The sequence below is a fragment of the Sphingomonas bacterium genome (assembly GCF_903642285.1).
GTDB lineage: Bacteria > Pseudomonadota > Alphaproteobacteria > Sphingomonadales > Sphingomonadaceae > Sphingomonas.
Map to the genome: position 1 here is coordinate 1 of NZ_CAHJWJ010000043.1, position 11,393 is coordinate 11,393.

Sequence of the window (11,393 nt, forward strand, 5' to 3'; positions counted from 1 at the left end):
GCCGCCTCGACCTCGGTGCGGGCATCCTCGATCGCGCGGATCAGCCCGGCCGCGGTCTGCGCCGCCTCGCGCATCGCGACCGCGGATTGCTCGGCCGCGGCCGCGACCTCGCTCGCCTTGCCGAGCACACCGCGAACCGACGCCGCGCTGCCCATAGCCTGACGGTGAAGCGCATCGCCCTCGCGAGTCGCGACCGCGATGGTGACGGCGATGCCTTCCTCGAAATTCTTGGCCAGCATGTCGCGCTGGGCTCGCGCGTCGAACGCCATATAGGCGGCATAAAGCGTTGCGTAGACATCGCATTCGAACGCGCACATCCGCGTGAAGACATCGTGCAGACGTTGCCGCTCGTCCTTCGTGCAATCGTACAGCCGCCCCATCACGTCCAGCGCAGCGGAGGCGCCGGCCGACGTCATCGACAGGATCGCGGTCAGCGGCACATCGTCGCGAAACGCGCCGGCAACCGTTCGCTCCGCCGACACGACCCAATCGACATCGGCCGGGGCGGTATAGCGGAATTGCAGATAGGACACGCCCAGATGCACCATCTTCTCGCGGTTATCGCCATCGAACACCACCGCGCCGCGACAACGATGCCATTGCATCCACAGCGCTTCGGAAATCTTCGCCGCCTCGGGCGCGACGATCGTCCACATGAACCGTCCGGTCGCGAGGTCGTCCTCGACGAACCCGAACAGACGCAACCGTTCGGCAAGGTCGATCGTCGGTGCAATGCTGCCCGGCGCGGGCAGCGTTTTCGTCTTGTGCAGGTTCGCCACGGCATATCTTCCAGGGGCGATGTCCGCCCGGTCCGGGACGTAGCCGCAAAACTCGAAAAATTAGGTTAACCATCCGCTCCGAGGTGCAGACGGTTCACTCCACCGTGACGCTCTTCGCCAAGTTGCGGGGCTGGTCGACATCCGTCCCCTTCTGCACCGCGACGTGATAGGCGAGGAGCTGTACCGGCACCGCGTAGACCAGCGGCGCGATCAGCGGGTGGACCTTGGGCATGGTGATCGTCGCCATGCACCCTTCGCCCGCCGCCTGGACGCCGTCATAATCGCTGATGAGCACGACCTTGCCGCCGCGCGCCTGTACCTCCTGCATGTTGCTGACCGTCTTGTCGAAGAGCGGGCCGGAGGGAGCGATGACGATGACGGGTACGTTCTCGTCGATCAGCGCGATCGGTCCGTGCTTCATCTCGCCCGCGGCATAGCCCTCGGCATGGATGTAGCTGATCTCCTTCAGCTTGAGCGCGCCCTCCAGCGCCAGCGGATAGTCGGTGCCGCGGCCCAGATACAGGACATCGCGCGCGCCGGCGATGTTATGCGCCATTGCCTCGATCGACTCGTCATACGCCAGCGCGCCATTGATGGCCGCGGGAGCCTCCGCGAGATACCGGACGAGCTGCCGCTCGGCTGCATCGTCCAACCTGCCCTTCGCCTTGGCAAGGTTCGCCGCCAGCGCAGCGAGCACCGCGAGCTGGCACGTGAACGCCTTGGTCGACGCGACGCCGATCTCCGGCCCTGCGTGCGTCGGCAGCAACAGATCGGCCTCGCGCGCCATCGAACTTGTCGGTACGTTGACCACGGCGGCGATCGTCTGCCCCTCGGTCTTGGCATGGCGCAGCGCGGCCAGCGTATCCGCGGTCTCGCCCGACTGGCTGATGACGATCATCAGCCCACCGGGCTCCATCACCGGCGCGCGGTAACGGAATTCGGATGCGACATCGAGATCGACGGGAACGCGCGCGAACTGCTCGAACCAGTATTTGGCGACCATACCGGCATAGAAGCTGGTGCCGCACGCGACGATCGTCACCCGCTTGATCCCCGACAGGTCGAATTCGGGGATCGGCAGCGCGACCTTGCCCTCCAGCCGTTGGAGATAGGACCGCAAGGTCTGCGCGACGACGATCGGCTGTTCGTAGATTTCCTTCAGCATGAAATGCCGGAAATTGCCCTTGTCGATCAACGCGCCGGTGACGCCCGATATCGTGACCGCACGTTCGACAGAATGATTGTCGCGGTCATACACCTGCACACCGTCACGCGTGCAGACGACCCAGTCGCCCTCGTCGAGATACGCGATCCGCTGCGTCAGCGGGGCAAGCGCGAGCGCATCGGACCCGAGATACGTCTCGCCATCCCCGTGCCCGACGACGAGCGGCGAGCCGAGCCGCGCGCCGATCAGAAGTTCGGGATGCTGGCGAAACAGGATCGCCAGCGCGAACGCGCCGTGCAGCCGCGGCAGCACCTCGCGCACCGCATCCGCCGGGGCCATCCCGGCCTCGACCTTCTCGCTGACCAGATGCGCGACGACCTCGGTATCGGTTTCGCTGGTGAAGATGCGGCCCCGGGCGATCAGTTCGTCGCGCAGCGGCTTGAAATTCTCGATGATGCCGTTGTGGACCACCGCGACCTCACCCGTCGCATGCGGGTGCGCGTTGTTGGTGGTAGGGCCGCCGTGCGTCGCCCAGCGCGTGTGGGCGATGCCGGTCCTGCCCGGCAGCGGATCGGCGGCAAGTTCCTTCGCCAAGTTGATGAGCTTGCCGGACGCGCGACGACGTTCGATCTGCCCGTCATGGTCCGTCGCGATCCCGGCGGAATCATAGCCGCGATATTCCAGCCGCTTCAGCCCGTCGAGCAGACGATCCGCGACGTCCTCGGTACCGACGATTCCAACGATTCCACACATGCCGGTTGCTCTCGAACTAGAGGGTGTAAGGGACGCGGATGCCCGGCATCTCGGCCGGAAAGTCTTTGATGTTGCGAGTGATAAGGATGCCGCCATTAAGCTGCGCAGTTGCTAGGATAAAAGCGTCCAGAAGCTTCATTCGCGATCGATGCCGGATATCGGCAGCTAGGCTCGCAATCCGTCCGTCAAGTTCGACGACCTCGAACGGCGCGATCAGGTCGCGAACGTCGTCGCGCCGTTCCAACGGTTCACCTGCGAGGACTTCCGACCAAACGATCCGACTGATGCGATGGGACGAATATCGCTCGATCTCCGCTTTAGCCGGTGGCCGTCGCAGCAGCCAGTCGATGACGATATTGGTGTCGAAGAAAGGTGCCGACACGTCGGTTATAGTTCCTCATATGGCGTACGATCCTCTCGGATCGCCTGCTGATACTCCACGCCATCACGGATATCGACGCGATCCGCCCAATAGCCATAACCAGTTTCGATCCACTCCTTGTTCGAATTACGAACCAGAAAGAGTTTCACGGCTTCCCGGATGGCGGCTGCGCGCGAGCGATTACCGCGCGCCGCGATCTCGTCCAACGATCGAATATCTTCTTCCGGTATATCGACGAGGGTCCTCATACTTCGACGATATCACGGCGCGATATCATGTCAAGATTTCTTCGCCATCATCCGCTCGCGAAACCGCTTCGCCCAACCCGGTTTCGCGTCCTGCGGTGGTCGGACGAGGACTAAGGCGTCGGCTTCGACGTCGGCAGTCACCACGCTTCCCGCCCCCACGATCGCACCGGCACCGATCGTCACCGGTGCGACCAGCGCGGAGTTCGAACCGACGAAAGCGCCCGCGCCGATGACAGTCCTGTATTTGAAGAAACCGTCGTAGTTGCACGTGATCGTGCCGGCACCGATATTCGCACCCGCGCCGACCTCCGTATCGCCGAGATAGGTCAGGTGGCTCGCCTTCGCGCCATCGCCCAGCACCGCCTTCTTCATTTCAACGAAATTGCCGACCTTGGATTGCGTGCCCAGCACGGCACCGGGACGAAGCCGGGCATAGGGACCGACTTCCGCGCGTTCGCCGATCGTCGCACCCTCGATATGGCTGAACGCGTGGATCGTCGCGCCGTCCGCGACGCGCACGCCGGGGCCGAAGACGACGTTCGGCGCAATCGTCACGTCCCGGCCAAGCACGGTGTCGTGCGCGAACCACACCGTGTCCGGCGCGATCAGAGTCGCGCCGTCCGCCATTGCCTGTCCACGGCGTACCGCCTGCCACGAGGCCTCGACCACCGCCAGCTCGCCGCGACTGTTGACGCCGGCGACTTCGTCCGCACCCGTTTCGATGACCGCGGACCTGCGTCCGTCGCTCGCGGCCAGCATCACGATGTCCGGCAGATAATATTCGCCTGCGGCATTGTCGTTGCCGACCCGCTCCAGCAGGGCGAACAGGTCCTCGGATCGCACCGCCATCAGCCCCGAATTGCACAGCGGCACCGCGCGCTCGGCGTCCGACGCGTCCTTGTATTCGACCATCCGCTCGATCTTGCCGTCGGGTCCGGCGATGACCCGGCCATAGGCACCGGGATCGGCAGGCCGGAAGCCCAGCACGACCGCCGCCGGTGCGTCGCCGCCGTGCAGTCGCTCGATCATGCGCCGCATCGTCGCGGTCGTGACCAGCGGCACATCGCCGTACAGGATCAGCACGTCGCCCACGAACCCCGCCAGCGCCGCTTGCGCCTGCGCGACGGCATGCGCGGTGCCGAGCTGCTCCGCCTGCAATACGGTCGCGATACCCAATGGCGCGACCGCCGCCTCGACCTGCTCTCGCCCTGCCCCCGTCACGACGACGGTATGTTCGGCCCCCAGCGCGGCGACCGCGGCGGCGAGGTGAAGCAGCATGGGCCGCCCGGCGACCGGGTGAAGGACCTTGTGCAGGTCCGACTTCATCCGGGTGCCCTTGCCGGCCGCCAGGATGATCGCGGCGATCGGGCACCCGGCCCGCAAATGATCGGTCATGTGGCTTCGCTGCCACGAAAGCCTTGCCAATTCCAGTAGGTGACGGCAGGCGCGCGGACCACATGGCGGATTTCCCCTTCCCGATCGTCGGGTTCGATCTCGACGGAACGCTGCTCGACACCAGCGGCGATCTGGCCGCGGCGGTGAACCATGCGCTTGCGTCGGTCGGGCGCGCGCCGCTGCCGGTCTCGCATATCCGCACGATGATCGGTGGCGGCGCGCGCCACATGCTCGCGCAGGGTATGGCAGCGAGCGGCGGCTGCGACGATGCCGAACTGGACGTCCTGCAGACGCGGCTGCTCGATTTCTACGAATCGAACATCGCCGTCCATACGCGGCCCTTCCCCGGCATGATCGACGCGTTGAACCTGCTTGCCGCACGGGGGGTGCGACTGGGAATTGCGACCAACAAGATCGAACGGCTCGCGCGGCTGGTGCTGGACCAGCTGGACCTGACGGACCGGTTCGCCGCGATCGTCGGGGGGGATACGATGGGGCCGGGCACTGCCAAGCCTTCGCCCATCGCGATCGAGGCGATGGTCGAACGCTGCGGCGGCAGCGGAGACGCACAGCGCGCGGCGTTCGTCGGCGATTCGATCTACGATGTGCAGGGCGCGCGGGCGGCCGGTCTGCCGGTCGTCGCCTGTTCGTTCGGCTTTCTTACCGGCCCCGTTGCCGATCTGGGCGCGGATGCGACGATCGATGGATACGCCGAACTCATCCCGACCCTCGAACGATTGGCGACCGCATGACTCGTGCCCTCCTGTTCTGGCGCGTCGCGCTGATCGCCGCGATCCTCGTCGCGGTGACGATGGCGCTGTTGCCGAAGCCGCCGCACCTTCCGATCGACCAGTTCGGCGACAAGTTCGAACATATGCTCGCCTTCGCGACGATGGCGATCCTTGCGGCGCTGGCGTATCCGACCGAGCCGCTGTTCCGGATCGGCGAGCGGTTGTCGTTCCTCGGCGCGCTCATCGAGGTATGCCAGTCGATCCCCGCGCTCCACCGTGATTGCGACATCCGCGACTGGGCGGCGGACACGGTCGCGATCATCGTCGTGCTGTTCATCGTCCGCCTGGGCCGCCGTCCCGCCGCCACTTGATCCACAGATGCCGCGCCAGCATCGCGGGCGGCATGCGCAGCCAGTGCGATCGGACGTAGAAGGCGAACCGGGTGACGGGTCGCGTCGCCCGCCCCCATCCGTCACGAGCGAGCAGTCGGCGGCAGAACAGAGGGTCGAGGCTCTCGCGAACCCGCCAGCGTTCGGGGATCGGGGTGCCGAACAACGCGTTCGCCTGACGCGCGGCACGCATCATGTGCGGCGTCAGTCCGTGATGCTTCGCGCGCGCGGTGAGACCGTCGGTGCCGAATTCGACGATCAGGCAATGGATGTCCCAGAGGTTCCGCAATCCGCCCGCCAGATCGCCATCCGCGAACAGATGGGCCGCGGCATGGACGATCATGTCGTTCGGCGCGAGAACCGATAGCCCGTTGCCGAGCGGCACCGCTTCCGCGATCAGCGCCGCCGCATCCGGGGTCGGCTGCGCGGTCGGCGGCAGGATGGTGTGGTGGACGTCGATCATCCGGTCGCGCTCGCGGTGGATCAGCGGCGGAAGCTCATGCATCCAGCGCCGATAATAGACGTCGTCATAGGCGTCCTCCTTCACCCATTCCCACCCCGCAGCGACCAGCGCCGCCTCGACCGAATCGAGACCGGCACGCGGCACGAGGATATCGAGATCGCCGATCGAGCGCCCCCGCCCCGCGATCAGCCCGGCGGCGGCAAACGCGGTACCCTTCAGCAGCACCACCGGGACGCCGAGATCGGCGAGCGCACGCCGCGCCATCTCCGCCTCCCACAACGCGGCGCGACGTCCCGTTAACGCCGCGGCCCGCGCGTCGGCGAGGATGGCTTCGACGGATGCCGGAACCGACAGGCCATCGATCCGACAAGCCAAAGTTCCGATCAGCTGTTCCGCGCGCGCCATCGTGATCAGCGCGGTCCAGCCGGCCGCATCGAGCGTCACGACGCTGCCCGGATCGGCGAGCGCCTTCGCCAGCAACCGCGCGTTCCTCACGGCAGGTCCGCCCATGCCGCTTCCACCGCCGCGACGCCGCTCGCCCCGTCAGGATAATCGATCGCGATCGCGGGTACGTCCGCGACCAACATGGTCAGCGCGCGGAACCCGGGCTCGCCGAGTGTCACATAATTGGTCGAGGCATGGGTCAGCCGGACGAAGACCTCGCTCGGCGATACCGGCCGCGACGCGGGCTCGAACCCGAAGCGCGGAAAGACCAGCAGCACCGGCCGCGCGGGGACGTCCATCTGCGCGATGGCAGCCGCGTCGGGGACGAGGTGGCGGACGTCGCCCTTGGGCGTATCCGCCAGCAACGGGCCAAACCGCGCATCCGGCCGTGCCGCGCGTGCCGCGGCGACGCCTTCGTTCTTGAGGCTGACCAGCCGCGGCATTGCATGCAGCAACCCGGTCGCGGGGTGCAGGAGCGCGAACTCATCCCCCATGAAGCGCCAACCCCGCGCGGCCAGCAACGTCGCCAGCGTCGACTTGCCGGCACCTGATTGCCCGGTCATCACGACCGCACGCCCATCGCGCTCGACCACCGATGCGTGCAGCAGCACATGTCGCCGCGCGCCCAGCGCGAGTTGGAGGTTCATACCCATCTCCGCCGCCAACAGTCCCTGCGCCAGCGGCAGCGGTGCCGTACCGGGCAGCCGATAATCGCCCTCGATCGCAACCGACGGCCGGATGAAGCGCCGCCAGGGCCGCGTCGCCGCCAGTCGCACGGTGAAATTGGGGATTCCATCCGCGAGTGCGGGATAGTCGCGGTACAGGTCGGCCAGCGTCGCGATCGGCGCGCGCCAGTCGGACCCGACCCGGAATCCGTAGGGACCGACCCTGACCGAGAAAACATGCCTCACGCCGCCGTCACCAGTCCCGCCGCGACCAGTTCGTCGATCCGCGCCAGGAGCGCCTGTGTATCGGCATCCGCAAGCGTATAATCGCTCGCCAATGCCGCGAGCAGCTCGTCGGCCGACAGCGGTGCGTCCGCCAGCGCCGCGAGGATCTCGGGCGCGGGCGCGGTCAGCAGATGGGTCGTACCCGAGGGTCGGTGGAAAACTGCCGTGAATTCGTCCAGCAATACCGCGATCAGCGCGTCCGGCGGCGGCGCGCGAAACCGGCGCATGGCATCAGCCGCGCGGCATCTGCAGCGAAGCGAAGCAGGTAAAGCCGCTCTGCCCGCGCTGCAGCCGGCGGATATATTTCACATAGGCCCGGCTGCGCGCGTCGTCGGTGCCCGGCAGCTGGCCACCGACCATCGCCTGCTTGACCTCCTCGCCCTTGAACGCGCGCGTCGAGGGAGGAAACGCACCCTGCGTCCCGCGTGGCACGATGTTCCCGTCGGCATCGATGAAGCTGCTGGCGTGCCCGGGATCGGGCACGGGGATTTCGCAGTTCAGCACCGACCCGGCGGTCTGCGCCAGCGCAGGCCGGATCGACACGACCGCCGTCGCACCGACGGCACCGAGCATGAGCAGCCGCCGCCGCGTCGGCGCGCCGTCATCGGGTGGCGGAAGCTGCTGATCGTCATCCATCGATCGGCAGCCTTTTCATATTGCTGCGGCGCGGGCAAGCCGGGAGCGGGTGCCGATGTGGGACGCCCCTCGCCAATCCCCCTGCCGCTTGCGGGAGGGGCTAGGCGTGGACACCCGTTCTCGGCGAAATATTACGACGAGCGGAGCGCTAGTCCCCAAGCCCCCTCCCGTAAACGAGAGGGGGCGCAAAGCTGGGGTCGCTGCGCTATGGCGACCCGCATGCAAACCGGCATTCCCACCCGCCTCTGGATCGCGGCGGTCGTCCTGCTTCTCGCCGCGGCGGCCGTCGCGATCGGGAGTGGCATCGGCCCGGCCCTGATCGCGCTGGTCGGCGGGGGAGTCGCGCTCGCGATCGGTCGACTTGCCTCGCCGGTCGACGAGCCGACCCCAGCGCCCGCGCCACCGCCGCCACGCGATCCGGTATTGCCGGAGGCGCTGGATCAGATCGTCGCCCCCATCCTTCTCGTCCGGCACGGCCGCGTGGAGTTTGCCAATCGCGCGGCGATCGCGCTGTTCGGGGGGCATATCCTGGGCGAGGACGTCCGCATCGCGATCCGCCACCCCGCCGCGGCCGATCGGCTGGCATCGGGAACGACCGGCGTCGACGATCGCCCGATCGAACTCACGGGGCTCGGCACACCGGATCAACGATGGGAGATGCGCACCGGCGACGTGTCCGACGGACGCCGGATCATCCAGCTGATCGACCGCACCGGCAGCTACGCCGCGGAACGGATGCGCGTCGATTTCGTGGCGAACGCGAGCCACGAACTGCGCACGCCGCTGGCGTCGATCCTGGGTTTCATCGAGACGCTGGGCGACGAAGCGGGTGAGGTCCCGGCGGTGCGCGCGCGCTTCCTCAAGGTCATGTTCGACGAGGCGCGGCGGATGCAACGGCTGGTCGAGGATCTGATATCGCTGTCGCGAATCGAGGCGGAGAAGTTCCGCTTGCCGAACGATCCCGTCGATCTGGGCCCACTCATCGAGGAGATATGCGCGGAATTGCACGCGGCGGGGGGGCAGCGCGGCCGCGACCTGGTCTGCAAGCCGGCGGAGGGCATGCCGGCGGTCTGGGGCGACCGCGCGCAATTGTCGCAGGTGATCCACAACCTGATCGGTAATGCGATGAAATATGGCCGCGCGGGTACGCCCGTCGTGATCGCACTCGGCCCGACCGCGGACAATATGGTCCGCCTCGCGGTGACCGACGAAGGCGACGGCATCGCGCCCGAACACGTGCCCCGCCTCACCGAACGCTTCTACCGCGTCGATTCGGGCCGCAGCCGTTCGCTCGGCGGCACCGGTCTCGGGCTGGCCATCGTGAAGCACATCATCGAGCGCCACCGCGGACGCCTGGATATCGGCAGCAAGCCCGGGGTCGGAACGACCGTCGCCATCATCCTGCCCGCCGCCTTGTCATCAAGGCGTAACGAGGGTGTAACAGGCCCAGGAGCGTAGACATAGGCGGAGCCGACCCGGCGGGTCGGGCGTTCCGGCGAAGGACAGGACATCACATGGCGACCGACGATCATACGCTGAAGGCCTTCGACACCGATATCGGCGAACTGCGCGGCCTGATCGCGGAGATGGGCGGGCTGGCCGAACAGGCCGTCGGTGCCGCGATGGCGGCGCTGAAGAACCACGATCTCGATGCGGCCGCCACCATCGTCGAAGGCGACAAGCGGATCGACGCGCTGGAGTCCGAGGTCGAGCGTCTAGCGGTTCGGCTGATCGCACTGCGCGCGCCGATGGCGAACGACTTGCGCGAAGTCGTGGCCGCGCTGAAGATCGCGGGCGTCGTCGAACGGATCGGCGATTATGCGAAGAACATCGCCCGCCGCGTGCCGCTGATCGACGATCACAGCGATATCGAACCGCTATCCGTGCTGCCCGCGATGGCGACGATGGCCACGCAGATGGTCACCGACGTGCTCGACGCGTTCGCCGCGCGCGATGCCGATGCGGCGGTGCGCGTGTGCATCCAGGACCGGGCGGTCGACGATTTTTACAATTCGCTCTTCCGCGTCCTCGTCACGTACATGATGGAAAACCCGCGCAGCATCGGCCAGGTCGCGCATCTGCTGTTCATCGCCAAGAACCTGGAACGCGTCGGCGATCATGCGACCAATGTCGCGGAGATGGTCTATTACGCCGCGACCGGCAACCACATGGCCGAGCGCGAGCGCGGCCGGCTGGCGGAATAGCCGCGCCATGTCGCGCGCGAACATGTTGCTGGTCGAGGACGATTCGGCGCTCGCCGAACTGCTGGTCTGGAATTTCGAGCGTGAGGATTTCCGCGTCCGTCATACTCCTGATGGCGAGGAGGCGCTGCTGCTGGCGCGCGAACAGGTGCCCGACATCGTCCTGCTCGACTGGATGGTCGAGGGGCTGTCGGGGATCGAGGTCTGCCGCCGTCTGCGCCGGTCGACCGAAACCGCGAACGTCCCGATCATCATGCTGACCGCGCGCGGCGAGGAAGAGGACCGCGTGCGCGGGCTGGAGACCGGCGCGGACGATTACGTGACCAAGCCCTTCTCCCCGCGCGAACTGGTCGCACGCGTCGGTGCGGTGCTCCGACGCGTGCGGCCGGGGCTGGCCGGCGAGCAACTGAGTTATGCCGACATCGAAATGGACACCGTCGGCCACAAGGTCCGGCGCGGCGGATCGACCGTCGCGCTGGGACCGACCGAATTCCGGCTGCTCAAGCATTTCCTCGAACATCCCGGCTGGGTCTTTTCGCGCGAGCGATTGCTCGATGCGGTGTGGGGACACGACGCGGAAATCGAGTCTCGGACCGTCGACGTGCATATCCGCCGGCTCCGCAAGGCGATCAACGATGGTGGCCGTGCGGACATCATCCGGACGGTGCGTTCGGCGGGCTATGCGCTGGATGCAAGCGCCTGAGGCGACACGTAAACCGGATCGATTGCGAAACAATGGAGCCATCCTGTTGCCGGGGCGTTGGGCGGGGGCGCTGACGAACCTGCGCCGTAGACAGGAGAAGAAAGCATGAAATCCGCTATTCTGATGGCCGCCGCGCTGATCGCCGGCCCGGCTT

The 11,393-nt window shown here is 66.9% G+C and carries 13 protein-coding genes and 1 pseudogene; 5 read left to right on the plus strand and 9 right to left on the minus strand.

Annotated elements, in window-relative coordinates:
• The 5 genes and pseudogenes from HUU99_RS15675 to glmU form a co-directional block, all read right to left on the minus strand.
• A pseudogene (locus tag HUU99_RS15675) lies at positions 1 to 779 on the minus strand (methyl-accepting chemotaxis protein); the annotation flags it as partial.
• A 94-nt stretch (positions 780 to 873) separates the two neighbouring features.
• Positions 874 to 2,697 (minus strand): glutamine--fructose-6-phosphate transaminase (isomerizing), encoded by a 1,824-nt coding sequence (gene glmS / locus HUU99_RS14905; RefSeq protein WP_174287366.1) that lies wholly within the window; start codon positions 2,695 to 2,697, stop codon positions 874 to 876.
• A gap of 16 nt (positions 2,698 to 2,713) precedes the next feature.
• Entirely contained in the window at positions 2,714 to 3,079 is a 366-nt protein-coding gene (locus HUU99_RS14910) for a type II toxin-antitoxin system VapC family toxin (RefSeq protein ID WP_174287367.1), read from the minus strand.
• A gap of 5 nt (positions 3,080 to 3,084) precedes the next feature.
• Positions 3,085 to 3,327 carry a ribbon-helix-helix domain-containing protein gene (locus HUU99_RS14915; protein ID WP_174287368.1) on the minus strand — a complete coding sequence of 81 codons (243 nt, stop codon included), beginning with the start codon at positions 3,325 to 3,327 and terminating at the stop codon, positions 3,085 to 3,087.
• A gap of 30 nt (positions 3,328 to 3,357) precedes the next feature.
• Positions 3,358 to 4,722, minus strand: coding sequence for a bifunctional UDP-N-acetylglucosamine diphosphorylase/glucosamine-1-phosphate N-acetyltransferase GlmU (gene glmU, locus HUU99_RS14920; RefSeq protein ID WP_174287369.1), 1,365 nt, complete (start codon positions 4,720 to 4,722; stop codon positions 3,358 to 3,360).
• Positions 4,723 to 4,784: 62 nt separating this feature from the next.
• On the opposite strand from glmU, the gene HUU99_RS14925 reads away from it, so the two are divergent.
• Both HUU99_RS14925 and HUU99_RS14930 read left to right on the plus strand, forming a co-directional pair.
• Complete coding sequence (locus tag HUU99_RS14925) at positions 4,785 to 5,474, plus strand: HAD-IA family hydrolase (RefSeq protein WP_174287370.1); 690 nt, start codon at positions 4,785 to 4,787, stop codon at positions 5,472 to 5,474.
• A complete protein-coding gene (locus tag HUU99_RS14930) occupies positions 5,471 to 5,824 on the plus strand; it encodes a hypothetical protein (protein WP_174287371.1) in 354 nt (117 codons plus the stop codon). Before HUU99_RS14925 ends, HUU99_RS14930 begins: the two co-directional genes overlap by 4 nt.
• On the opposite strand, the gene HUU99_RS14935 is transcribed toward HUU99_RS14930, so the two are convergent.
• Genes HUU99_RS14935 through HUU99_RS14950 form a run of 4 tightly spaced genes read right to left on the minus strand, consistent with a single transcriptional unit; the run spans position 5,787 to position 8,335 of the window.
• Positions 5,787 to 6,815 (minus strand): nucleotidyltransferase domain-containing protein, encoded by a 1,029-nt coding sequence (locus tag HUU99_RS14935; protein WP_174287372.1) that lies wholly within the window; start codon positions 6,813 to 6,815, stop codon positions 5,787 to 5,789. The two genes, HUU99_RS14930 and HUU99_RS14935, sit on opposite strands and share 38 nt — an antisense overlap.
• Positions 6,797 to 7,660, minus strand: coding sequence for an HprK-related kinase A (locus HUU99_RS14940; protein WP_174287373.1), 864 nt, complete (start codon positions 7,658 to 7,660; stop codon positions 6,797 to 6,799). The genes HUU99_RS14935 and HUU99_RS14940 overlap by 19 nt, the downstream gene beginning before the upstream one ends.
• On the minus strand, positions 7,657 to 7,926 hold the full coding sequence (locus HUU99_RS14945) for an HPr-rel-A system PqqD family peptide chaperone (protein WP_174287374.1): 270 nt from the start codon (positions 7,924 to 7,926) through the stop codon (positions 7,657 to 7,659). Before HUU99_RS14945 ends, HUU99_RS14940 begins: the two co-directional genes overlap by 4 nt.
• A gap of 4 nt (positions 7,927 to 7,930) precedes the next feature.
• Positions 7,931 to 8,335, minus strand: coding sequence for a hypothetical protein (locus HUU99_RS14950; RefSeq protein ID WP_174287375.1), 405 nt, complete (start codon positions 8,333 to 8,335; stop codon positions 7,931 to 7,933).
• Between the two features lie 219 nt (positions 8,336 to 8,554).
• Here HUU99_RS14950 and HUU99_RS14955 point away from each other — a divergent pair, with 219 nt between their 5' ends.
• Genes HUU99_RS14955 through phoB form a run of 3 tightly spaced genes read left to right on the plus strand, consistent with a single transcriptional unit; the run spans position 8,555 to position 11,239 of the window.
• Positions 8,555 to 9,793, plus strand: coding sequence for an ATP-binding protein (locus tag HUU99_RS14955; protein ID WP_174287376.1), 1,239 nt, complete (start codon positions 8,555 to 8,557; stop codon positions 9,791 to 9,793).
• A 56-nt stretch (positions 9,794 to 9,849) separates the two neighbouring features.
• Positions 9,850 to 10,539, plus strand: coding sequence for a phosphate signaling complex protein PhoU (phoU, locus tag HUU99_RS14960; protein ID WP_174287377.1), 690 nt, complete (start codon positions 9,850 to 9,852; stop codon positions 10,537 to 10,539).
• Positions 10,540 to 10,546: 7 nt separating this feature from the next.
• Positions 10,547 to 11,239: a phosphate regulon transcriptional regulator PhoB gene (gene phoB / locus HUU99_RS14965; protein WP_174287378.1), complete on the plus strand. Its 693-nt coding sequence runs from the start codon at positions 10,547 to 10,549 to the stop codon at positions 11,237 to 11,239.
• Positions 11,240 to 11,393 lie beyond the last annotated feature (154 nt).

Excerpts from the sequence above, each read along its gene's own strand:
- HUU99_RS14945 (WP_174287374.1), bottom strand. The coding sequence starts at position 7,926 with ATGCGCCGGTTTCGCGCGCCGCCGCCGGACGCGCTGATCGCGGTATTG.
- phoB (WP_174287378.1), top strand. The coding sequence starts at position 10,547 with ATGTCGCGCGCGAACATGTTGCTGGTCGAGGACGATTCGGCGCTCGCC.
- glmS (WP_174287366.1), bottom strand. The coding sequence starts at position 2,697 with ATGTGTGGAATCGTTGGAATCGTCGGTACCGAGGACGTCGCGGATCGT.
- glmU (WP_174287369.1), bottom strand. The coding sequence starts at position 4,722 with ATGACCGATCATTTGCGGGCCGGGTGCCCGATCGCCGCGATCATCCTG.
- HUU99_RS14915 (WP_174287368.1), bottom strand. The coding sequence starts at position 3,327 with ATGAGGACCCTCGTCGATATACCGGAAGAAGATATTCGATCGTTGGAC.
- HUU99_RS14950 (WP_174287375.1), bottom strand. The coding sequence starts at position 8,335 with ATGGATGACGATCAGCAGCTTCCGCCACCCGATGACGGCGCGCCGACG.
- phoU (WP_174287377.1), top strand. The coding sequence starts at position 9,850 with ATGGCGACCGACGATCATACGCTGAAGGCCTTCGACACCGATATCGGC.
- HUU99_RS14955 (WP_174287376.1), top strand. The coding sequence starts at position 8,555 with ATGCAAACCGGCATTCCCACCCGCCTCTGGATCGCGGCGGTCGTCCTG.
- HUU99_RS14935 (WP_174287372.1), bottom strand. The coding sequence starts at position 6,815 with ATGGGCGGACCTGCCGTGAGGAACGCGCGGTTGCTGGCGAAGGCGCTC.
- HUU99_RS14925 (WP_174287370.1), top strand. The coding sequence starts at position 4,785 with ATGGCGGATTTCCCCTTCCCGATCGTCGGGTTCGATCTCGACGGAACG.
- HUU99_RS14930 (WP_174287371.1), top strand. The coding sequence starts at position 5,471 with ATGACTCGTGCCCTCCTGTTCTGGCGCGTCGCGCTGATCGCCGCGATC.